The sequence below is a fragment of the Arthrobacter alpinus genome (assembly GCF_900105965.1).
In the GTDB taxonomy this organism is placed as follows: domain Bacteria; phylum Actinomycetota; class Actinomycetes; order Actinomycetales; family Micrococcaceae; genus Specibacter; species Specibacter alpinus.
Genome location: NZ_FNTV01000002.1, coordinates 24,194 through 46,838, shown reverse-complemented (window position 1 = coordinate 46,838; position 22,645 = coordinate 24,194). Strand labels below are relative to the sequence as shown.

The window sequence follows — 22,645 nt, the reverse complement described above, 5'->3', positions numbered from 1 at the left end:
GTCTCAAGCACTTGCTTGACAGTTCTCTAGTCTCCGTCTGACCGTCGTTTGCGTTCACGAGCGGCCGCCCTACCTAGGGGTATGGTCACCAACAACAGAATAAGTACCGGAACCCCCATTGTGATGAATGGACTGAGGCGTAGAGGTATCGCTACTAGCCCACCAATGAAGATGGACGCCACGGCCCCAATCCAGACGATTCTGGTGTAACGCTTGGCCGCGGGTCCAACGTTGTGTGCTTCCATGGGTCAACTCTAGTGACGGAATTGGAAGAACGATGGGCTGAATCTCAGAAGTAACTGCCCGTTTAGGGCTCCTCTCCCGACGGTCAGAACTCGCTCCCGGCAATGTCCCACACCCCGTGGGACATTTCCAACAGTCCGTTGGACAGTCCCGCTGATCAGCAGACAGGACGTTCCCGTAGAGGGTTCCCCTGCGGGACCTCGTCGTGACTGTTTCGCTGGTCGACCAGCTTGGCTTCAAGGCGTAGTTGGGTATTGGCGTGGCAGACACGGCTGATCAGGAGCGAACCATAGGCTGACAGCATGAGCATCTACCCCCTGGACATATCCGATGACGGAGCACTGTCCAATGCCTACCTCATTGAGTGCGCAGCCAACGAACAAGCACGTCCGGGTTGGCTCGGCATTGGCGCGGAGGCACGGGCACTTGGGTGGCGTGCCAACGATGGATGGACCAATCACCTGATCGGAGCATGGGATCACACCACGCTTCTGGGATTTGCGGCATCCATGACATCAGACGATGTTCCCGACACGACCTGGATCTTTACTTGGGTACATCCCGAACATCAGGGCCGTGGATTGGGCACAGCTCTTGTGCGGGCAGCCGAAAAGGAAAGCCCACAACAAACGACCCGATTCGTGACCAGCGCCTACCGGAGAACACTCGATGAGATTGCGGCTCTCGAAAATCACTTCGTCGGGCCTCTAGGATATACGGCTGCGACTACCGAAACGGTCGTAGAACTGGATCTGCAGTCCTCAAGGCTGGTCCATCCGGCAGCCATTGACGGCTACACGGTATCCACCTATATCAATGGCGTGCCAGAACGGTTCCGCGAGCAGGTAGGTCAGCTCAAGGGACTGGTGGATGCGGAGGCTCCCAACGGCGAGCTGGGCTGGAGCGAAACAACCGTCTCACCTGCCGAATACGCGAGTGAAATTGACCTGTGGGTGGCGCAAAGATCCACTGTCATCGAGTCAATTGCCGTGGATTCAGATGGCGATGTGGCTGCCTGGACGTGTCTCGTCACCGCGAATACCGCGAATAAGCCGGCGCATATCGAGGGGACTCTTGTACTTAATCAGCATCGTGGGCATGGTCTGGGTGCCGCGGTAAAGTTGGCCAGCCTAGATTCCGCTCGTGCTCTGGGCAATATTCAGTTCGTGAGAACAAGCAGCGATGACCAGAACACGTGGATGCGCTCGATCAACGCTGCGATCGGTTTCGTACCTGTGGAAACCGAAGTGCTCTTCCAGAAAATACGTACAGCTGCCGAGTAGACGTGGCAAGGACCTTGATTGAGAGAACGGGCCGGACTTCCCGGATCAGTCACCTTCTTTGCATTATTGCCCTGACTCTTTTGACGAAAACCCGTCCCGCAAGAGGTTGGGCTTACGGAAATGGAATCACAGCGCGAAAGCCCCCTGGCATTTAGTTCCCACGCCTTCAGGAAATGACATGTGAGCGGGTCTGGTAAGGGTCACGAGACGATGTTTAGGGGTTGGCCCAAGAGCGTAACGAGTGTTTGCAGGAATGCAGCGCCGTCGGCACCGTCGATGATGCGGTGGTCGGCGGACAATGTTAGGCGTAGTTGATGTCGGATGACGATCTTGCCGGCCCGGATTACCGCTTCGGGAGCTGATCGACCGATAGCCAGGATCGCACCTTCGGGGGCGTTGATGATGGCTGTGAATGACTCCACTCCGTACATGCCTAGGTTACTCACGGTAAAGGTGCCGCCGCTTAGTTGGGCCGGGCTCAATTTGCGTTCCTGGGCTGCAGCGGCCAAGGATTTTGTTTCTGTTCCGAGCTGTGATGCGGGCTTGTGCGCTGCGTCCAATAGCACCGGAACCACGAGACCGGCTTCGACTGCCATGGCTACCCCAATGTTGATGCGTCCGTGGAGGAGTTTCTGGCCACCGTTCTCTGGTGAGTACGAGGCGTTAATGCCCGGGTGTTCCAGCAAGGCAAGGGCGCTGGCTCGCACGATAAAGTCGTTCATGCTGATTTTCGACCGCCCCATGGCCTGACGCTGGGCATTGATCTTCTCTCGGAGCTGTACCAGTTCCTCGACATCGGCCACTGATGTCAGCGAAAAGTGCGGGATAGTGCGGCTGCTTTCGCTCAATCGGGAGCTAATGACTTTCCTGACGCTAGTGAAGGGGGTAATGGCGGATGCTCTCAGCATGTCCGAACCGGCTTTCGAGTCCCCGGCCGAGGTCTTGACGGCATCGTGCGTTGCTTCATCTCCGTCGCTTGGAGCGGCTGGGGGCTGGATCTGCGCTGCCGAGATCACGTCGGAACGTACAATTCTTCCGCCAGGGCCTGTGCCCGTGAGGAGTCCAATCGAGATTCGTCGTTCTTTGGCTTCTCTTCTCGCCAATGGTGAGGAGAACGCTCGAGCAGCTAATACCGGGGTCTCTTTGAGCCCGGGTGTTGGCTCTTCGTTTCGTGCTGGCGTGGCCGAGGTGGCCAGCTCAAGCCCCGAGACTGCCTTTGGTGTAGACGGGACAGCCTGCACCGGTGCCGGCGCGTTGTCTTTGCCATCATCCAGGAGCGCGATTGCCGCCCCGATTGGCGCGGATTTCCCTTCCTGAACAAGTACGGCATGGAAAATTCCGGCTTCATATGCCTCTTGTTCCATGACGGCCTTGTCGGTTTCAATCTCGACCAGAATGTCACCAATTTTGACGAGTTCACCTGGCTTCTTGAGCCAAGCGTTGATTACTCCCTCCTCCATGGTGTCGGAGAGTCGAGGCATCTGAATTTCAATCATGGAAGACCTTCTCTCTTAAGAGCGCCGGGCCACAGCGGCAAGTGTTTGACGGATAGCCTCTTTTGCGTCCTGCGCCGATGGCATGGCAGCGGTCTCGAGGGATTTTGCGTAGGGCATGGGCACCTCGGCCATCGCGACCCTGCGAACCGGGGCGTCCAGCCAGTCGAATGCGCCGTCCGAAATGGTCGCTGCGATCTCGGCACCAATGCCGTAGGTCAGCCAGTCGTCTTCCAGAACGACGGCACAGTGGGTCTTTTTGACCGAGGCAATGATTGTTTCCCGGTCAAGGGGACGCAAGCTGCGCAGGTCCACCACTTCGACGTCGATTCCGTCGCTTTCCGCGAGCTGCTTTGCCACGTCAAGGGCGACGGCGGCCATCCTCGAGTAAGAGACAACGGTGATGTCAGCTCCTTGCCTGGTGACGGCGGCCCGTCCAATCTCCGCGGTCGTGTTATCGTCTGGGACCTCGCCCTTGGTGTTGTACAGCGCAAGGTTTTCCAAGAAAAGCACCGGATCATCGTCACGGATCGCGGCCAACAACAGAGCCTTGGCATCGGCCGGACTACTGGGAGCCACCACTTTCATGCCAGGAATGAAGGCGTAGAAGAGCTCAATGTTTTGGGAATGCGTCGCCCCCAATTGCTGACCGCCTCCACCGGGTGTCCGGATCACCAAGGGCACCTTGGCCTGTCCGCCGAACATGCCGTAGATCTTGGCAGCATGATTGACGATCTGGTCAAGTGCGATGAGGGAGAAATTGATGGTCATGATCTCCACCACCGGACGCAACCCCAGCATGGCTGCCCCAATGGCTGCTCCGGTGAATCCTTCTTCGGCGATGGGAGCATCCCGCACTCTCTTCTCGCCAAACTCTGCCAGCATCCCTTGAGTGATCTTGTATGCGCCTTCAAACACCCCAATTTCCTCTCCGATCAGGAATACGTCGCTATCACGGCGCATTTCTGCCGCCAACGTGTCATGCAACGCCTGCCGGTACGTCATGATTGTCATGCTTGTTGTCCTGTCTGAGGGTAAGCGGACGACCCAAACAAGGGTTCGCCGGGTAGCCGCCGGGAGTCGTTGGGTACGGGTGAGGCGTAGGTGTAGTCGAAAAGAGTCTGCACTGAGGGGTGTGGGCTCGCCTCGGCAAAGTCCACCGCCTCTTGGACCAACAGGATTGCTTGCGCATCAATGCGGGCGATGTCGTCCTCTCCCAACAGCCCGCTGGCACCGAGCTTGGCAGCGAATCCAGCAATAGGGTCAGCATCCTTTAAAGCCGCGGCCTCTGCTGGAGTCCTGTATTTCGCCGGGTCGACGACGGAGTGTCCGCGCAAGCGTTTACTCATAGTTTCCAGCAAGAAAGGTTTTCCGGCGCGAGCACTGGCGAGTGCAGCTCGTGCAGCCTCCCGCACGGCGAGGGGATCGTTGCCATCCACCCGGGTCGAAGCCATGCGGTACGAGGCGGCCCGCTTGTAGATCTCAGGCTCTGCCGACGATTTCTCCACTGTGGTGCCCATGCCAAGACCGTTGTTAATGACGACATACACAATGGGCAGCCCCCACAATGCGGCGATATTCAGGGATTCGTGGAAGGCGCCAATATTTGTGGTGCCTTCCCCCATGATGCACATGACCGCTTCCGACCCGCCAGCATAGTCAATGGCCAATGCAGCTCCGGTTGCCAGTGGAATCTGCCCACCAACAATGCCGTAACCGCCCAACAGCCGTGATTCCATGTCGAAGAGGTGCATAGAACCGCCCCAACCTTTGGAGACGCCGTCGGACCTCCCATACAGCTCGGCCATGATCCGGCCCGGAGCGATACCCCGGCCAAGCGCGTACCCATGCTCGCGGTAATTCGTAAACAAATAGTCACTTGATTCCAGTGCGGACATCAAACCCACCACCGTCGCCTCCTCGCCAAGGTTCAGATGGCAGTAGCCACCTATTTCGGCCTGCGTGTAGGCTCTGGCCGCTCTTTCCTCGAAGCGTCGAATCTCCACCATCTGACGATAGAAATCCAGCAATCTCTTAGGTTCCAGGGAATCGATCTGGACTGCTGGTGATGTTGTGGTACTAGGTCGATTCTTCACACGGGGGGAACTCATGGAGGTCTCCTTCCTTCGCTCTCTTGGAGCCAATGAATCCTGATTATCTATGGATGGCAACAATCGCTGAATGAAACTAGATCGTATCATTATAGAATGGGAGTAGCAGCACCTCGCAGCCAGCTCCGTCACAAAGGACACCATGCACGAAAAACACACCACCGGCAGCCGAAAAAAGGGCCGACCCAGTGAGGATGAACGGGAAGAACGCAAAACGGCCATCCTCGACGCCGCGACTGAACTGTTCATCCGCAACGGCTACGGACAAACCACTGTCGACCAGCTGGCAACCGCAGCCCAGGTCACCAAACGCACTATCTATTCGTATTTCGGTGACAAGGCAGTGGTTTTCACGGCCGTCATTGAACGATTCCGCCGCGACACTGTAACCCGCAGCAAATCATCGGGGGAATCCTTGGAAGATATCTGTACCAAAATCGTCCATGCCCTCCACTCTGACCAAGCCGTGGGATTGCACAGGCTGATGATCGCCGAAGCTGTGCACTTTCCGGCTCTCTCCGCAGCATTTTATGCCAGTGGACCCCTTGGCTACATGGAGTCCATAGCCGCGAGCCTGCCGCGATCAGTGCCGCAAACCGAAATGCCTTTCATGTCAGAGACCGTGTTCAGCCTGCTTCTTGGCGAAAAGCATCGTCAGCGCCTCCTCGGGCTAGCCCCCGCTCCTGACAGAGAAACAGCCAGCAAGCATGCTGCGGAAGCGCTCCGGGCACTCGGATTGTCAACTGCCTAAGCCGTCCCGCAGGAGGTTCCCCTGCGGACAACCCCCAACGACCTCGTTGCCGTCCATGCTTTGAGCGACCCGACCGGCCGTTGCCGGACCGCCTTGCGGGACGGCATGGGAGCATTGTGGAATGCCTACCTTTGACCTTCGTCCGCTGCCGGCCGGACAAGTGGAATTGCACGATGCACGACGGAAACACCGTTGGACCGTCCATCTGGAACCATTCGAGATCGGGGCCACCTCCGTCACCACGGCGCAGTACGCGCAACTGATGGGTAATAGCGAAACAGGCTCCCAAGCACCTCTGGTAGATATCAATTGGTTGGAAGCCATCAAGTTTTGCAATGCAGCGTCAATGAATGAAGGTCTTGCCCCTGCATACATCTTCGAGGCAGGCGAGGTGACTTGGCAGACCAACGCCTCCGGGTACCGCCTCCCCACCGAAGCCGAATGGGAATACGCGTGCCGCGCTGGCACAGTGGGGCCACATTATGGCCCCCTCGATGCCATTGGGTGGACAGCGAATGACAAGCTAGAGAACCCGAAAGAAGTTGGTCAAAAACTACCCAATGCATTCGGACTCCACGACACCCTTGGAAACGTCTGGGAATGGTGCTGGGATTTACTCGATCCGGCCCGCTACGACGATTACCGAGTCTTCCGCGGGGGAGGTTTTGCTGATAAGTCGTGGAGCGTGCGGGCTTCGACGCGCCGCGGTGGTGCGCCTGGGATGAGCCACCCAGATCTTGGCCTGCGCATGGCACGGGGTGCCTTCGATGATGCACAGGCAGCGCAAGGTTGGTCAGCCGAGGCTGATTCTGAACGGGGAAAGATCACTGGCATGCTGCCATCCGGGTGGACGCCCCGGCGATACTGAGGCTGACCAATGCAGGCCAGCCCATATACACGGCGGCGGGTGTCCCACAGGAGGTTCGGCTTGCGTACAGTCCAGACCGATCTGTCATGATCGACACATGACCTGGCCAAAGATTGAATCCATCACCTCTGAGCGTCTACGCCTGGAGCCGCTCTCGGTGGAACATGCGCCAGAAATGGTCGAAGTCTTGGCCGACATTTCCCTGTACGAATACACCGGAGGCGAAGCCCCCTCGCTTGAACAGCTCCACCGCCGCTACACGTTGCAGACATTCGGACAATCCGAGGACCGGTCCCAGGGTTGGTTCAACTGGATTGTGAAACCAATAGGTGGCAGCGCGCCAGTAGGGTTCGTTCAAGCAACTTTAGAGCGGAAAGCGTCCGAGGTGGTCGCCAACATTGCCTGGGTAATTTCACCCACCCACCAGGGCCAAGGGATAGCATCCGAAGGCGTCAGGGCGATGGCCAATTGGTTGCATTCTAAAGGCGTGACTGGTCTCGAGGCATACGTACATCCTGAGCATCACGCCTCCATGGGCGTCGCACGAAACCAAGGGCTTCATCCGACAGGCTTGACGGACGGTATAGAGATCCGCTGGAAATCCTAGCAAGCACCAAGCGACCGAAGGAGGTCCCCCTGTGGAACGTTTTGCGGCTATCTGGAGAGTTCCAATTTTCAAAGGTCCTGTGCCCTGCCCCCATTTGCATGTTGAACGCTGCTTCCGCGGATCGCCTACACCGGTACCTATCTATACGGACGGGGTTATGCGTGGTTCGTTATTGCATGACCTCTGACAGTTCTTCTGCGCTCAAGGGGCGATCAGCGTAGGCAAGCCGAATAGCAGTGGGGTCAGGATTGCCAGCATCAATGCTTTGATGAACGAGGGCGAGGGCCACTTTTTCTGCCACACGAGCAGAAGCCAAATTGTGTGCGAGCAGGTACGCGACGATTGGAAGATCCGGGCGGCTAGCCTTGGCCTGTCTCACGGCCTCGAGAGAGAGCTCGGTGGCAAAGCCCTGGCCCTGTGAGTCGTAGGCGAAGCGGTATCCCAGATTCCAAAATGTGTCTTGTTTGATTGAGCATCCACCGTAGCCAATGATCGTCTGGCTTCCGGGTTGCCTCACCACCCAGGTGCCGAGTTCATCACGATCCCACGAGAGAATCCATTGATCTAGCATCACGCGTGTTTGTTCAGTGTCCGTATGTCGAAGGCTGGGGAAATGAGCCCAAACCCGCGGATCGCTACAAATCAAATGCAAGCCGGCGACGTCTTCACTCGTCGGGCGATCTAGGAGCAAGCGCTTCGTTTCAGTGATCATTTGAGGATTCTAGTGAGGAACCTTGGACAATCCCAGTCAGCATTCCGTATACGGGACCGCGGAGACCTCCGACCGAGGATGTGGGTTAGTCGCCTATGGGAGATTGGTGGTCGCAATCGGCACTCTGAGTGCCTTGACCGTTCCTGTACTTACCCCAGAGTTGGCCGTTTTGATCGCTGATGGAACTGGCTCCCGTTACCGTTCAGGCACGGGGCTGGAAATGCACGCGGCCTATCCACAAGAGAAGACCCAGGGCATCAGCTAGCCACCTTATCCTCGTCGATATCCCTGCCGCACGAAGTGACCGCCGGCACGCTCACGGGTACAGCCACCGATTGTGCCGACCCTGTTGGGAGCGAATTCGACGAACGTGTGCGTGGGGGTGCGATGACCAGGGTCACTGCCGCTGCACCAAGCACCAGGCCAGTAAGGGTTGCGAGCGTAAAAGGTTCATCAAAGAGGACAGCCCCAATGACAGCGGTGGTGGGGGCCACCAGGAAAAGCAGGGCGTTCAGTGCTGCAATACCGAGACGATCTAAGAGGTACCAATAGAGTGCGTAGGCAATGAGCGTTGGAACGAGGGCGATCAGGAATGTCGAGAGCCAGAAAACAGGTGTGTTGGGTGGGCTGAGCGTTCCGGTGAGGAACGCAAGAAGTGTCAAGGCGAGTAGCGTGATGGCCGCGTGCGTGGAGAGCATCGCGAAGACGCTCAAGTGCGCCGAGGTGCGGCGCTCTTGGAAGGTGGCAGCAACGAGACTCGCCAGTGCGGCCAGCGGCAGGAAGTAAGCAAGAGTCGGGGAGGTAGCAGCCGAGAGGTCGGCAGCAACGATCAGTGCAACACCGACCGCCCCGAGCACGAGTCCCAGCCATTGCAGCGCTCGGACATGGATTCCCAGCAAAGGACCAACAAGTGTCGCCACCAGCAAAGGCTGAATAGCGTCGATCAGGGCAGTCGTCCCCGACGAGACCCCCGCACCAACTGCCAGGTAAATGGGAAGGACATAACCGAACTGGGCGAACAGGCCAATGGATAAGTGCGGGCGGATATCGCGCCAGGCTGGGAACACCAGCGCACCACGGCAGAACCTCCGAGCCGCGATCGCAAGCAACAAGGTGGCTCCGACGATGTAATAGCGCCAAACCAACACGGTCAGGGCAGGCGCTTCGCCCGTGCCAATCTTGGCGATGATGAAGCCAGAACTCCAACTCAGGACGAACGCAGCAGATGCTCCAACAAGAAAAGCCCACGCAGGTATACCGATCTGTTTACTCATGTGATTGAGTATACAGAACGGTATAGTTGCCTCATGACTGATGTGACACCACTCGATGCACAACCGCACTACACGCCGGGGGCCGCGAAATTGCTCGCGGCCGCCTCGGACCTCTTTTACCGTGAGGGAATTCATGCAGTGGGTGTTGATGCGATTGCATCTGCCGCAGGGGTAACGAAGAAGACGCTGTACGACAGGTTCGGATCCAAGGACGCACTGATCGTCGCTTACCTGCGCGAGCGGGATGCCCGCTGGCGGCAGTACCTGGAAGCGGAACTCGCCCATCAGCCCAAAGGCAGCATCGAACGCATCTTGGCGGTCTTTGACGCTTCCGGGCGGTGGGCGGTCGACAACTGCGAGAAGGGCTGTAGCGCCATCAATGCTCACGCTGAGATGAACGACCCCGTACACCCGGTCGCAGTCGAGACAACGCGCCAGAAGAAGTGGTTACGCGACCTGCTCGAGCAACTCTGCACTGAGGCCTCCATCGCTGACGCCAAAAAAGCTGCTAACACTATGATGCTGCTTTACGAAGGAGCCCTCGTTACTACCGGAATGGGAACATTCAGCGGGCCTTTTACCACCGCCCGCGAGTCGGCAGCTCATATACTCACTGCCCTGAATGCCAAATGCGATCTAGAAGTTCAATGACCGAAACCTAAGCACCATAGGATCCGAGAAACCGGTACGGGCGTTCATCGCATGCTAGATGAAACCTCCCCTCCGCCTTGGATACCGCAGCCGTCAGGACAAGTGAAACACCCCGAGGATTTCCACAAGCCCTACCTAGCCTGGAGCCGCCACTCCACGCCAGAGACCATCCGTCGCAACCTAGTGACAGAAACACAACTGCACGGCGACCTCTATTCCAGAAGCCCTGCACTGACCGCGGTATCCGTCGCGGGGGCCTTGCATGTGTCGCCCAGAACACTTCAGAAAGTTTTCGAAGCCGAGGAGCACACCCTGAATCACATCATTCTCGTGAGCAGACTGACGCGGGCCAGAACTCTCATGGAGCGCGACCGCACGAGCATTTATTCCATCACCTGATCGGAGTCCGATCCGGTTACTCCTCCGCCTCGGCGTTCAGCCGAGCCTTCCGTTCTCGTTTCGGGCTAGCACCCCGCGACTGGCGGTACGGGTACCTTCACCCCATCGCAGAATGACCGCAAGGAGTCCACGGCATCCAGAATGAATCTTTTCCGGTGGTGCTCTGACCGTCGACTCATGCGATCCGTATGCTATGTGGATGACATCTGACACTGAACGGTTCCACAGTCGATTGCGCGTGCGGATGCGTGCCCGTGCGACCGATGAGCCTAACCGCGCTTCTAGCCAGTTAGAGCTTCTGTTCGATCTCACCTTCGTTGTTGCAATCGCGAGCATCACAGCGCAGCTAGCTCACGGCATTGAGCAAGGGCAGGGCATTCAGACGATTGCGCCGTTTCTGCAGGTGTTTTTCGCGATCTGGTGGGCGTGGATGAATTTCACTTGGTTCGCGTCGTCGTTTGATACCGACGATGCGCCCTATCGGTTGCTAACGATGTTGCAAATGGGCGGGGTGCTTGTTCTGGCTGCCGGCGTTCCTGCCGCGTTCAACGATGGCGACTTTCTGGTCGTGACGCTGGGGTATCTCCTCATGCGGCTTGGCCTGATCGCCCAATGGATTCGTGCGGCCGTGGAAGATCCGACTAGTAGGAGAACTGCGTTACGATATGCGACTGGCATCGCAGTCGTTCAGCTCGGGTGGATCTTGCGATTGTTGTTGCAACAGGCCAATCTCCTGCCCGCTCAGATTCAACTGGCCTCGTTCGTCACACTCGCGGTTGCCGAACTCTTCGTTCCAATGTGGGCTGAACGCCATCGCCGCACGAGCTGGCACCCTCATCACATGGCAGAACGCTACGGACTCTTCGTGATCATTCTGCTAGGTGAGAGCGTTCTTGCCGCTTCAACAGGGGTGGCGGCGTCGCTGAACGCTGGAGGAGTCAGCGGAGCATTGATTACTATCTCTGTCTCAGGACTGGTGATACTTTTTGCGCTCTGGTGGATCTACTTTCTGGAACCCATCGGTGAAGGGCTCTCCGCGAATCGGGACAAATCCTATTTCTGGGGATACTGCCACTACGCCATTTTCGCGGTGCTCGCCGCACTCGGTGCAGGACTCGAAGTCGCGGTCGAACAGACCGGCCACCATCTCGAAGTCTCGGCCGCGACCGCGGCGTACGGTGTCGCTATACCGGCTGGCCTGTTTCTACTCTTATTCTGGGCTGTCCACCGGCCAGTCATCACACACCAGGTCGTTCACCCATCAGTAATAATCCCCGCAGGGGTAATAGTCCTGGCCCTGCCACTGAGTGTCTCTCTCATCGGAGTTGTCGGCGTCGTTGCCACGATCGCCGCCGTATGTGCACTGGTGGTCGGGGTGACAACTATCAGGCGCACAAACGTGCACGAGTCGAACTAGCCAAAAACAACAATTAAGGTCTTCGCAATTAGCGCGAACCAGAACTACAACTAACCACGAAGCCGCGAACAGTCCCATATGACGTTCCCCTGCGGTCATGGATATGTTCAAACTAAGGACGATCTGACCTGTGCACAATTCTTGAGCGTGAATTTCCGTACCGATCATCTGCAGACCCATATAGCTGAGCATGAGCAGCCGGTGCTCGGCAACGACTAGTTATCTGCGCTTGCCTCCAACACTTCAAACAAGCTGCAGTTTGGCCTCACTTCACCGGTATCCACCTTTCAACGTCAGGATTTCAAAGTGACTCCAAAAAACTCATTGACCCCTCCCACGCACCAGCCGGTGTTCCTCTCCCACTCTTGAAGTTTCACGGTGATCTGAGCGTCCCAATCCGAATTGGCGGATCGAAGTGCCAGCGTTATCCCGTGGAAGTTTGGGAGCTTGCGGCAAGCGACAAATATGCGATTGCCTCTGAGGTTTTCGGCAATACCTCGCTCATGAACGATTCCGAGAAATTCGCATCTGCGATCCGTTCCCAGTGGGATATGGAGGGTGTCATTGAACATTGGTTAGACGGGTTTCGCGGAGAAACATTCGTTCAGGGCGCCGAAGTTGAAGGTCATGGTTCTTTGGACTTCGCAGACTTTAAACGCCGAGGATTGGTCTTTCTTTAGAATCATTGTTGAGGGATCGGACGGTATTGTGTCGGTCGAATGGTTGGACTCCTAAAAACATTGTGGCCAGTCGAGCCTTTGGATCGACTGGCCACAATGTTTTTAGCTGGTTAGTTGAGCCCAATCCTTGGATCGGTCGCTTCGGTGATCGGATCGACCGTATGATCTACCGAGGGCGCTTGTCCAACACCCTGCTCCGTTTCTGGTTCCGGCTCTTCAACCCGGAATCGCTGATTGGTTGGCACGGTGATTCTTTGAGGATCTTGGCTGGAGTCGAGGCGCCTGATGCCTAGGCTGACCTCATATCCATCTCGTTCCAAGGCCAGTACCTCTACCCTGATGCCGGCATTGTTGACCAGAATGTCGCCTGTCCTCACTCCCAAGACCGGGCGAATATTGGTTTTCCGGTTCACAGCTACTTCAATTGGTGCATTTGGCTGGGCCTCCTCGACGGCCACCGGTTCCTCTTCAACGACGTTGGGCATTCCCGTGGTCTCCGTGGACATGCTCTCTTCCTCTTGGGTAGGCCCGGCTGTCGCCCTGGCCTGCACCGGTTCAGGATTCTGCGCCGGGACAGCCGCCACCGTTGGTGTGGGCTCGATTTCCGGCTTAATAATCCTGATGACGTCTATGTCCGGCAGGTCCCCGTTTGCATAGACGCTCTGGAGCTCTTGGTCCGTGCTGACGGTGATCTCGACCCTTCCGTCGCGGGCATCTTCTGCACTGACTAGCGTGCCGTTCAGGATCAGGTGCCGGGAGAGCCGGCTGCCCACGGTGTGTGGCGCTGCTCCCTCGACACTGACGTAGTCACCATTGAGGACTGTGTCCATCGTCGTTTTGAGAACGGTGGGCGCCTTGTCAGTGATTGCTGCAAAGTCATCGTCACCCCAGGAATGGATCACGGCGTTGCCGTCGTGGAACTCTCCCACCTGCAGTATCACCGGTGCTGGATCAACTTCACCCTGAACCGTCCACAGCGTCAGGTCTCCACCCTCCCCTGGATGGGTGGAGAGGACAGTGACGCGCTGGAAAGACTCAGAAACAATATCCCGCAGTGTTTCCAAGTCGAAAGTTCTCGCCGTCAGGGATACGACAGATCCAGCCGTCACCTCCTCTATGGGGACACCCACGTTCCTGTCCAACCACACCCCGAGCTGCGCACGATCAGTGGAAGACCGCTCACCCCACTGGATAGCCTGGTCGGCACTGAGAACTTCAACGGTGCGCTCCTCCCCCGTCTTTCCACGGAAACGAAGGCTGTACTCTCGTTCGTCATTGCTCACGACGATTTCGACAGCACCACCGTAGCGGGCCGGAGTAGATGCCACGCGACCAATGACTTCGCCATATCCGGTCAGAGGGCGTCCGGTGTTCAGGCCCGTGTCGGAGATGATCAGATGCTGCTCGTCAGCAATCCTCACCAGGTCCCCAGCAGTCAGCGTGCTGATAAGGCGCTCACCAACGGCCGGCTCAAAGGCGAACGCACGGCCCTGAGCTGCCAACCCCATGGCCAGCCCCCGTACCCGACTATCGCGCGTTTCAGTCTTCCACCCCCGATTGAGGTACCAGGAACTGATCCGTGCAGACCACTTGAACCCCTGTTCCTTGAGCAAGGAAACCGTGGCGGTGTCGGCCTTGTCGGTGTTGGTGACCAACGACCCGTTCTTGGTGTGGGCGATCTTCACGATTCGGGCATCCGTTAGTGGTTCAGCAGGAACCTGAGGTTCCGGCGTCAGGACATCAACTGGTTCTTCACCACTGCTGGTGATAGCGCGGGGTGCAATCACCGGGTCGACTGTGGCTGCGGCTCCGGTCAGTTCTGGACCCTTCTCGGACGTTGGGGCAGGCAGCTCCACCGTTGTCACGCTGAGGTGCGAGTCAAGAAACTCCTGGCCCGCAGCTGCAGAGTCCAGACTGCGCTCAGGCGGGAACACATCTGGGTACTTGCTACTCCGTGCCTGGGCGAGCGTGACTGGTTCCCAGTGGAGATCCCTCTCAATCACTCCCAGTCCGCGCCTGAATTGCTCCAGTTCTTCAAGGGAGAAATCCCCGTACTCTCCATTGGGGGCATCCCCATTGAGCACCGTAAACCCGGTAGTAATCTTTGATTCTTGATCGTATTCGGTGACCCACCAGTCATTCCCGCCCAGGAAGAAGTGCTCCCGCACGAGCTGCTGACGATCAGAGAGACCTTCCTGTTCAGTGAAGCTGCTGGCTGGGTAGAAGGCGTGGCCACGCATCACCTGGTTGACCTCGTTCCCACTGCTGGCCGTGACCGCGGGTAGTGATTCGAGCGCGGCGGCCGCAGCCAACGTGGATGGTTCAGCTGTCGCGGAGGGCTCCGGAGCTGGCAGCTCAAGTGAAGATTGAGTTACCGTCTCGGGCTCTAGGGTCATACCGATGCGGTCAATGGGCCTTTCGGGAAGGTCACCGTCCCAAAGGACTGTCTGAACGTGCGGACCGTAAAAGCCCACCCGCTTCCTGGAGCCGTCCGTTGTCTCAACGGTGGCCTCCCACGTGAAGTCGCCTCGCGGCCCCATCGTGGGTCGTTCCTTGACTTCAATGAGTTGCCCGATATGGAAACGATTGGAGCCGTAGGACTTGTCCATGTTCAGGTAGCCCTCGAACCCGACCCATGACCCATAGACTTCTGGGCTGAGGTCCCGCAGGCGCAGCTCAGTCACTTTTCCGGGAGCGCGCAGCTTGGCGCGCTCTACGTTGTCCAGAGCGCCGTATCGACGCGACAGCACCGTGACATCTGCGCCGGACTTTCGCTTGCACGAAGTGCTTTCTGCCCGGGGTTCATCCACGGGCCGGTACCTAATCCCGACCAGTCCCCCACGATTGACGGAGGTGATCACGACGTCATTCTTGATGGTGGCCTTACGATCAATTTCCGTAGACACCACGACGTCACCGACGCGAAGCTCATTGACATCGAACGTCAGCCCATTTTCATACAGAGCTGCGATTTCATGTTCGGCGAGCTTGCGACCTTCCTGCACCTTGACCCGTTGAGGTTTGTAGTGACCAAGCTTGCGTTCCATCCCACTGTGCGGATCGACCAAGGAATAGGAGCCGTAGCGGTGGAAAGAAATTACGTCCCCCCGGTGACCAAGTTCCGGAACATCCTCCAGCAAAGTGTCTCCGGGGAGCAGATCACTCTTGCGCAAAGTCGCTGCGTCTTCTGCCTCCCTCACGGCCCGGGCGACGGCCTCCAAGGCTTCTGCTTCGGGGTCGCGGACATTGTGGAGAATCACGGGGGTAGCCAGTTGCCCGTATCCGCGAACTTCCACCCGGCTCTGCTTGCCGTGGGAGTCGGTAACGATCCAGAGAGGTTCGTCCCTGACAAGCTCACCTGTGAGCAACTCTGGTTCTGCATCGTGGGTAGTGATCCAATGCTGGCGTTCATAGCGCATGGGCCGGCCCCACATACTCACCTGGTGCCCGTCTGCCGGCACCCTGCGATCCCACACCACCAGATCAGTCTCTGGAACGTTCAGGAGCATGCATTCCATCTCATTGAGAGCGGAATGATCCCGAGTAATCAAAACCACCTCATCGTTTCCCCGCAAACTCAAAGTCGATTCGTCCGTACTGTCGCTGGCCCCAGCTTTTGCCAGTTCGACGTCCCATTGGCCGCTGGCGGTTACTCGCCAGGTCCCCGCCTTTCCCACCCCTGAGACCACATCCCCGACCCGCAGATCACGGCCCCTGACGGATGCTGTGTCCTTATACAACTGGGTCAGTTCAGCACCGTCGAGAGTCGTGACTTCGGTGGCCTGTTCAAGGTTGAGGGCATCGTCAGGAGCGGTGGCCATATTCAGCCCCAGATCATCGCCCAAAGCCTCCATCTTGGCCTTGGCCTCGTCCAAGTCTTTCTGTCGCGGGAACTCATGCTTCAAGGCGACCGCTATCTGATCCACCCGCACTCTGGATTCAGTGGTTCTTGTCTGGGACCGGCCAATATGTTCTTCCAGGCTGCCCAATACGTTTTCCATCCGGCGAATCAACCCGGCTGAATCGACGCCCTCGCTGAGCGAGCTGTCACTAACAAAGACAGAGATTTCCGGAAGTCCAACAAACTCGATGCGAGTGCCGTTGAATTCCCGGCGCAGCATGACACCGGTACCTCCTAGCTGTCCTGCCGGGACGACCTTGGCGTCACCACCACGGAAAGCCACGAGCACATTGCCGATCTGGTGTTTGAGAGCATTTCCCGCTTCGACCCTGGCAGTCAAGGTTTTCCCGGCCACGACCATGGAAAAATTCTCTCCGCTGGTATCTTTCAATGTCGGCAGAACATCTGCCCAGATCCGCTGATGTTCGTTGGCTGTCTTCTCGAAAGCCTCCAACTGATGCTGTTCACGAGTCAGTGCTTTCCGGGTATCCCAGAATGAGCGTTGCAGGGACTCCAGGGTCGCCACATCGTTGGCGAGGTTCGCGTACTGGATCATGCGCTCATCCCCGGATGCTAGCGCCTGCATTTCACCGGCCATGAGCACAAAGTCACTGGAGACATCATCGACTTCACGGGCGTCGAGCTTGCCGTTTTTGACCTGTCCGATGAACGCAGCCTTGCGTGCCACCACGGACCACATGCGCTGATCGAAGGTGCCTTCTGTGATGTAGTTGACGATTTCAACCTCGGAGTTCTGATTGCCTTGACGAATCGCCCGGCCTTCTCGCTGCTCAATATCGGCAGGCCTCCAGGGAATATCCATGTGGTGAATGGCCGTGCACCGGAGTTGAACGTTGGTTCCGGTGCCCATGCGTTCGGTGGAACCGATCAGCACACTGACCTGTCCTGCCCTGGCGCGAGCAAAGAGACGATCCTTCGCGGCGTCGTCCTCAGCATCGTGAATGAACGAAATCTTTTCCCGCTCCATCCCGGCTTCGACGAGTTCTGCAGCAACGGCTTCATACATGGAGAAGCTGCCATCGGCGCGCGGGATTGACCTGTCACAGAAGACCAGTTGCAGCCCCCCAGGTATAGGGGAGGTGTCCCCCAACTTGTCCGTGTAGACACGATCCTTGGTGAGGTTGTGCACCCTGATAATTTCGGCGGCCACCATCGTGGCCCTGCCTCCATCTTCATCACCATCAAGATCCTTGAGCCGTCCATCCAGTGCTGCGGCACGACCGTCATTCATGATCTTGAGCAGGTTATCTTCACTGGGGTCAGTGGGCAGGTTGTTAGCCCGGTGCGCCAGCTCCTTCATGTAGTCGACCACCTGGTCACTGGCGGGGCGGCTGATAGCTCGACGGGCTCCCCCAGCAATGCTCGGCAATGCCGCCGTGATGTCATCACTGGTAACCGTGGAGGTGAACTGTTGATTCAGTTTCAGCAATTCATGAACATTGACGAACTTCACCAAGCGGTTGACTGGCTTATAGCTGTCCCCGGCAGGGGTGAGCTCCATGCGTGTCTGAGCGCGGGTGAACTGGTTCCCCCAGGCATCTACGCTGTGCAGCTTGGCGGCCGCCAAAAGGTCAGGACGCAGGTAGCGCTGCATAACCCACATTTCTGCCATGGAGTTCGCCACGGGAGTTCCCGTGGCGAACGTGGCCACCGCGGGCTGGTAGGTCAGAGGGTTAACACCGGAGCGAACCGCAACCTCCGTTTTCAACTCGCGCAAACTTCTGAGCTTGTAGTCAATATCCGAAGCTCGCTGCGAACCAACATGACCCAGTTCCTGGAAGTCACTGCTGCGGCGCAGGTTCTTGAAGTTGTGGGCCTCATCGACAAACAAGTAGTCGGCCCCTGTCTCTTCAAAGGTCGTTCCAATGTCTTTGTTGGAGATGAGCTTTTCATGCCGGACCTCCAAACGTTTGATTGCTGCTTCGAGCTTCTTGGTACGGACCCGATCCTTCTCACCATCGCTGGGCAGGTCCTTCGCGGCCCTTAACTCGGAGATCTCCTCTTCAAGCCAGACCTTGGACTTGTTAGGGTCAACCTCGATCTTCCCGAAAACCGAATACGGGGCAATGACAGCATCCCAATCACTGGCAGCACTGGCCGCTACCCACTTCCTGCGTGCGTCCGGCCCTTCGCCGGCAGGAATCGGCAGGACATTGGCCATCGGATACCACTCGTTGAACTCACGGGCTACTTGGGACACCAGATGGTTGGGGACGACAATCCACGGTTTCCTGGCAATGCCGGTTCGACGCAGTTCCATCGTGGCCATGATCATGGTGCCGGTCTTGCCGGCACCAACTACATGGTCCAACAGGCAAGAGGGCTCATTGAGGATCCTGGCCACGGCAGTGCGTTGATAAGCGTGAGGGTTGAATTGGGTGCCCAGGCCCGGAAACGCCATGGCTTCGCCCATGGCTGTGTAGTCAGGCTGGACGTAGGAGTTGAAGGCCTCATTGTAGGAGGCCACAATCCTGGCGGCCCGATCCGGATCCGCCAACGCCCACACTGCGAAGGCATCAGAAATGGTGTTGGCTTTCTCCCTGGCCTCCATCGTGGCTTTCACGTCCTCGACCTGGCGTTTGTTGCCCTCGAGGTCTTCAATGGTGCGCTTGACGCTCACCGAGCGATTGTTCATCACCAAGGTCAAGAGCTGGGTTGGTGAGCGATCGTCCGTTCCGTATTGGAATTGCACCACCGCATCGAACTTTGACTTGGGAGGACCCTTGACCTCCCACGCCTGGTCCACCGGGTCTGCGCTGACTGTGGGAGTGACTTGGAAGACTTCTTCGCAGAACGCTACGTAGTCACCTTCGGATATGTAGCGGACCCCGGGGCGGATATTGATTTCATGGCCCTCAATATCCTCAGGCATAACAGAGGAGAGTAGATCCACGTTGACTCCGAAGCGGGTATCTACTTCATAGTGCTGCCGTGCGATGGCAAGTTTCGTGCGTACATTGCCCGATAGATACGTCACCCCAGCCACGAGGTTGCCCGTTCCTGGTTCATCGAACACCAGCGTTCCAAGACGCTCACGGGCAGTGTCCTCATCGACTCCGAGTAGCTCGGCAATTCGATCAAGACGGACGACCCGATGCTCGTCCAAGCAGATAGCCAACGCATCGGCTGGTGATTCTGCCGAGTCTCGTTGTGGAGTGACGGCTACGACGTCCTGGCTGAAAACAGCTGTCTTTTTCGCTTTTTGGGTATCGTCGTCGAACGATTCCAAGGCCAGCAAAACACCAAGGTCAGCGTCGCCACCCAAGAACACTAAATGCTCCTGAACCTTCGTCCCGGGGATAGGTTCACTGGCGTCCTGAATCCACTGTGCCTGAACATACTCAGGGACGTCATGCCGTGATCTCTCCCTGGCGCTGAGGTCTGCCGGCAGGGATTCACGCCAGCTGGATTCAGCTTCCTTCAACCGCTTCCCGATGTGGGCTTTGCTTGCCTGACGCTCAGGACCCAGTGTGAAGCGATTGATGGGTCCGAAGTGGAAGGAATAGTTGTCGTAGGCGACGTTCAGTGCTTGCCGGGCACTGTCGCGGTCTTCAAGGGGAGCACCGTGACGCTGTGATTCAATCACGGCCCTGGCATGTGATTTCAGGTCCACCAGTGCCTTGATTTCAGTCAAGGTCACCTTATTGCCGCGGGGACGTACCCACGCTTCCCACAACCCATCAGCGGTGCGGCGTTCCACGCCGTCGCCAACACCATTGATCCGCATGGATCCGACACGGACTTTCCCGACCGCGGCCCTCACTGTCAGCCCCGGCGCAAAGACCTCTTGGCTTTGTTGGGCAGTAATGGCCGGAACTGGGGCGTATTCAAGGGCAGTATTCTTTGCAGCATCCACGATCGCGGAAAGGCGGGATTCGACGGCGGCCGCCAAATCGACTCCTGCTCGTTCGCGCACGGACACGGTGAGCTCGTTGTACTGACCCTGTCCAACAATGACCTCGCCAAGCACATTCTCCGGATGATCCGCGAAGTATTTATTGATCGAGACATCAACGATTTCGCCCGTAGTCTTGTGCGTTGCACCGGTGGTGGCGGTCTCCACCCAGGCGTTGATGGCATGTTCATCCGGAACGCTCTCGTCAGGACGCCGACGAAGAATCAGAACGTCAGCGACAACTTCCGTTCCAGAGACGCGCGAGAAGGCCTTAGCCGGCAAACGTACCGCACCCACCAGATCGCCATAGCGGGCAATCTCTCGCCGCGCTTTCGTTCCTGCAGCGTCCATGGTGAACGCACTGGTGACCACGGCGACGTATCCGCCCGGGGCTGTCAGACGCAGGGATTTAGCAATGAAGTAGTTGTGGATGTTCAGCCCATTGGGATTGTGCCGGGCATCAAAAACTGAGAAGTTCCCAAAGGGAACATTGCCGATGGTGGCGTGGAACGAATTCTCCGGTAGGGCAGCCTTTTCTAAACCCTCCGCCCGTACCTGAGAATTGGGGTAAAGGTAGGAGGCGATCCTTGCTGTCACCGGGTCCAGCTCGACACCGACCATGCGTGCAGATGAGGGGGCTAGGCCAATGAAGTTTCCTGATCCGCAGCCTGGTTCCAATACGGGCCCGCCGGTGAAGCCGGCCCTGCCTAGTGCGGTCCACATCGCCGTCGCAATGGCAGGGTCAGTGTAGTGAGCGTTCACCGTGGTCGCAGCGGCGGCTCCACGCTCACTCTCGCTGAGAAGTGATTCCAGCCTGGATCGTTCTGGGGACCATTCCTCACGCCACGATTCAAATATTTCTGGAACGGCTCCCCAGGATGACCACTGGGCCAATACCTCTTGCTCGGCAGCTGTCGCATACCTGCCAGCAACATCAAGGGCCTGCATGAGCTCAATGGCCGCCATGTTCGCCTGGGCGCGAGCCTTCTTCCCCGACGGGACAAGCACTTGGCCACTGGGAGCGAAAACGACGGGAAGACCGCCCTTTGCAGGACGGTCTTCCAGAGAAAGTGACTGAGGCGGGGTTACTTCTCGATCAAGGGTTGCCCTGTTCTCTGCATCCAGGTCCCCACTGTCTGCATCAAGTACTGCCAGGCTGCTTGGTTGCTGGCGTAGTCCGTTTCGCTCAACGCCACTGCTTCGTCCAGATCGGCTGTTATCGGTGCTCGCGGATCCGTGTCCTGCTTCCAGACCACGAACAGGCGTTTGATGTAGGTCGTCATTGTCGGTGAGATTGCCACTCCTTCGCGGGTCTTCTCCAAGGACATGAAGGTCTTCACTCTCACGTGTTCCGACTCGAAGATGTTCTCCAGGGGTGTCCTTGTTGGCGGGTCCTGCTCCAGGAGCTGCCAACGATCCTTGTTCTGGTCCCAGGTCTTCTCGTACTCGCTCCAGTCCGGGACCATTACTGGTCCTGTTTCCTGTGCTGCCCAGTGATCCGCTCGGTTCATGGTTCTCTTCGCCTACCAATCCAAATAGAAGTTCAAGGCTCAATGAGCTTTGATCGGGGTTGTTGTTTTTCCTGCTAGCCAATTTAGTGCCCTCCACAGACAGTCTTTTGAATGAAGAAAAGTAGTCCGCGGGGATCCCTGGAACCGGGGCCACCGCGAACTACTGATGGGTTCGCTCAGGGGCGAACACTGGCCTAGAGAACGTTGCCTCGTTCATCCATTTCATCGGCAGCCATGTCCGTTGAGTCGTAGTAGTGCGGGGATTCGTCGTAGACCATCGGGTCCGGTGTTGGGCGGTTGATGTCAACATTTACGAATGTCAGATCGACTGCAGCTGTATCGGCATTGATGCGGTGCCCCAGGGCGGCCTGCCCCTCCTTGGTCAGGTAGGCGACTGGTTCGTAGGCCCCGGAGACGGTGATGCGGTCCCCTGACTTCAAGGATGCAAAGGCATTCTTGATCAAGTTGGGCTTGTTGATGGCTACGTCGTAGCCGACGATCCCGTCATCGACCCACTTGTTGGTGTCCCGATCAAAGCGCTGGTGGTCCTCGATGAGGCGCATCGTGAGGAACTTTCCCTTGGCCCCCTCACGCAGCACCGGGTCATCTCGCAGGTTTCCTGTCACCGTGATCTTGTTCAGTTTCGGCTTGGCCATGAGAGGCACGCTCCAATTCATTGATCCGTCACTAGCTGATCTGCCAGCACCTGGTGATTCGGATAATCGTGCTCCCGCATATATGACACACACGAAGCAGGCCTGGTGGTCCTTAAAAAGGGAAGGCCTGCCCCGCACCTCTCCTAAGAGGTGCGGGGCAGGCCTTGGGTGT

The 22,645-nt window shown here is 57.6% G+C and carries 16 protein-coding genes; 8 read left to right on the top strand and 8 right to left on the bottom strand.

What is annotated here, in order from left to right:
* The first annotated feature begins 545 nt into the window (after nt 1-545).
* Nucleotides 546-1,526, top strand: a complete 981-nt coding sequence (locus BLV41_RS19615; RefSeq protein WP_074713484.1) for a GNAT family N-acetyltransferase — start codon at nt 546-548, stop codon at nt 1,524-1,526.
* Between the two features lie 200 nt (nt 1,527-1,726).
* Here the strand turns inward: BLV41_RS19615 and BLV41_RS19610 are convergent, their stop codons facing one another.
* Genes BLV41_RS19610 through pdhA form a run of 3 tightly spaced genes read right to left on the bottom strand, consistent with a single transcriptional unit; the run spans nt 1,727 to nt 5,130 of the window.
* A complete protein-coding gene (locus tag BLV41_RS19610; protein ID WP_083361011.1) occupies nt 1,727-3,022 on the bottom strand; it encodes a dihydrolipoamide acetyltransferase family protein in 1,296 nt (431 codons plus the stop codon).
* Nucleotides 3,023-3,037: 15 nt separating this feature from the next.
* Nucleotides 3,038-4,033 carry an alpha-ketoacid dehydrogenase subunit beta gene (locus tag BLV41_RS19605; RefSeq protein WP_074713482.1) on the bottom strand — a complete coding sequence of 332 codons (996 nt, stop codon included), beginning with the start codon at nt 4,031-4,033 and terminating at the stop codon, nt 3,038-3,040.
* Nucleotides 4,030-5,130, bottom strand: a complete 1,101-nt coding sequence (gene pdhA, locus BLV41_RS19600; protein ID WP_083361010.1) for a pyruvate dehydrogenase (acetyl-transferring) E1 component subunit alpha — start codon at nt 5,128-5,130, stop codon at nt 4,030-4,032. Before pdhA ends, BLV41_RS19605 begins: the two co-directional genes overlap by 4 nt.
* A gap of 142 nt (nt 5,131-5,272) precedes the next feature.
* On the opposite strand from pdhA, the gene BLV41_RS19595 reads away from it, so the two are divergent.
* From BLV41_RS19595 to BLV41_RS19585, 3 genes are all read left to right on the top strand, one after another.
* Nucleotides 5,273-5,881 carry a TetR/AcrR family transcriptional regulator gene (locus tag BLV41_RS19595; protein ID WP_074713481.1) on the top strand — a complete coding sequence of 203 codons (609 nt, stop codon included), beginning with the start codon at nt 5,273-5,275 and terminating at the stop codon, nt 5,879-5,881.
* Between the two features lie 121 nt (nt 5,882-6,002).
* A complete protein-coding gene (locus BLV41_RS19590) occupies nt 6,003-6,749 on the top strand; it encodes a formylglycine-generating enzyme family protein (RefSeq protein WP_074713480.1) in 747 nt (248 codons plus the stop codon).
* A gap of 97 nt (nt 6,750-6,846) precedes the next feature.
* Complete coding sequence (locus tag BLV41_RS19585) at nt 6,847-7,356, top strand: GNAT family N-acetyltransferase (protein ID WP_074713479.1); 510 nt, start codon at nt 6,847-6,849, stop codon at nt 7,354-7,356.
* Between the two features lie 169 nt (nt 7,357-7,525).
* Here BLV41_RS19585 and BLV41_RS19580 read toward each other — a convergent pair whose 3' ends face one another.
* Nucleotides 7,526-8,068: a GNAT family N-acetyltransferase gene (locus BLV41_RS19580; RefSeq protein WP_074713478.1), complete on the bottom strand. Its 543-nt coding sequence runs from the start codon at nt 8,066-8,068 to the stop codon at nt 7,526-7,528.
* Nucleotides 8,069-8,325: 257 nt separating this feature from the next.
* Complete coding sequence (locus BLV41_RS19575) at nt 8,326-9,342, bottom strand: DMT family transporter (RefSeq protein WP_074713477.1); 1,017 nt, start codon at nt 9,340-9,342, stop codon at nt 8,326-8,328.
* A 33-nt stretch (nt 9,343-9,375) separates the two neighbouring features.
* Between BLV41_RS19575 and BLV41_RS19570 the strand changes: the two genes are divergently transcribed.
* The 4 genes from BLV41_RS19570 (at nt 9,376) to BLV41_RS19555 (ending at nt 12,489) form a co-directional block, all read left to right on the top strand.
* Nucleotides 9,376-9,993, top strand: coding sequence for a TetR/AcrR family transcriptional regulator (locus BLV41_RS19570; protein ID WP_074713476.1), 618 nt, complete (start codon nt 9,376-9,378; stop codon nt 9,991-9,993).
* Between the two features lie 102 nt (nt 9,994-10,095).
* Entirely contained in the window at nt 10,096-10,392 is a 297-nt protein-coding gene (locus BLV41_RS19565; protein ID WP_074713475.1) for a helix-turn-helix transcriptional regulator, read from the top strand.
* 199 nt (nt 10,393-10,591) lie between these two features.
* Nucleotides 10,592-11,809: a low temperature requirement protein A gene (locus BLV41_RS19560; RefSeq protein ID WP_211481675.1), complete on the top strand. Its 1,218-nt coding sequence runs from the start codon at nt 10,592-10,594 to the stop codon at nt 11,807-11,809.
* 431 nt (nt 11,810-12,240) lie between these two features.
* Nucleotides 12,241-12,489, top strand: a complete 249-nt coding sequence (locus tag BLV41_RS19555; protein ID WP_074713473.1) for a hypothetical protein — start codon at nt 12,241-12,243, stop codon at nt 12,487-12,489.
* 110 nt (nt 12,490-12,599) lie between these two features.
* On the opposite strand, the gene BLV41_RS19550 is transcribed toward BLV41_RS19555, so the two are convergent.
* From BLV41_RS19550 to BLV41_RS19540, 3 genes are all read right to left on the bottom strand, one after another.
* Entirely contained in the window at nt 12,600-21,314 is an 8,715-nt protein-coding gene (locus BLV41_RS19550; RefSeq protein ID WP_139244496.1) for a DEAD/DEAH box helicase family protein, read from the bottom strand.
* 77 nt (nt 21,315-21,391) lie between these two features.
* Nucleotides 21,392-21,817, bottom strand: coding sequence for a hypothetical protein (locus BLV41_RS19545; RefSeq protein ID WP_139244495.1), 426 nt, complete (start codon nt 21,815-21,817; stop codon nt 21,392-21,394).
* A gap of 194 nt (nt 21,818-22,011) precedes the next feature.
* Nucleotides 22,012-22,473, bottom strand: a complete 462-nt coding sequence (locus tag BLV41_RS19540; protein WP_074713470.1) for a single-stranded DNA-binding protein — start codon at nt 22,471-22,473, stop codon at nt 22,012-22,014.
* Nucleotides 22,474-22,645 lie beyond the last annotated feature (172 nt).

What these genes read in the sequence shown, in the direction of transcription:
- BLV41_RS19615 (WP_074713484.1), top strand. Translation starts at nt 546, where the DNA reads ATGAGCATCTACCCCCTGGACATATCCGATGACGGAGCACTGTCCAAT.
- BLV41_RS19610 (WP_083361011.1), bottom strand. Translation starts at nt 3,022, where the DNA reads ATGATTGAAATTCAGATGCCTCGACTCTCCGACACCATGGAGGAGGGA.
- BLV41_RS19570 (WP_074713476.1), top strand. Translation starts at nt 9,376, where the DNA reads ATGACTGATGTGACACCACTCGATGCACAACCGCACTACACGCCGGGG.
- BLV41_RS19605 (WP_074713482.1), bottom strand. Translation starts at nt 4,033, where the DNA reads ATGACAATCATGACGTACCGGCAGGCGTTGCATGACACGTTGGCGGCA.
- BLV41_RS19580 (WP_074713478.1), bottom strand. Translation starts at nt 8,068, where the DNA reads ATGATCACTGAAACGAAGCGCTTGCTCCTAGATCGCCCGACGAGTGAA.
- BLV41_RS19545 (WP_139244495.1), bottom strand. Translation starts at nt 21,817, where the DNA reads ATGAACCGAGCGGATCACTGGGCAGCACAGGAAACAGGACCAGTAATG.
- BLV41_RS19595 (WP_074713481.1), top strand. Translation starts at nt 5,273, where the DNA reads ATGCACGAAAAACACACCACCGGCAGCCGAAAAAAGGGCCGACCCAGT.
- BLV41_RS19575 (WP_074713477.1), bottom strand. Translation starts at nt 9,342, where the DNA reads ATGAGTAAACAGATCGGTATACCTGCGTGGGCTTTTCTTGTTGGAGCA.
- BLV41_RS19560 (WP_211481675.1), top strand. Translation starts at nt 10,592, where the DNA reads ATGACATCTGACACTGAACGGTTCCACAGTCGATTGCGCGTGCGGATG.
- BLV41_RS19585 (WP_074713479.1), top strand. Translation starts at nt 6,847, where the DNA reads ATGACCTGGCCAAAGATTGAATCCATCACCTCTGAGCGTCTACGCCTG.
- BLV41_RS19540 (WP_074713470.1), bottom strand. Translation starts at nt 22,473, where the DNA reads ATGGCCAAGCCGAAACTGAACAAGATCACGGTGACAGGAAACCTGCGA.
- pdhA (WP_083361010.1), bottom strand. Translation starts at nt 5,130, where the DNA reads ATGAGTTCCCCCCGTGTGAAGAATCGACCTAGTACCACAACATCACCA.
- BLV41_RS19590 (WP_074713480.1), top strand. Translation starts at nt 6,003, where the DNA reads ATGCCTACCTTTGACCTTCGTCCGCTGCCGGCCGGACAAGTGGAATTG.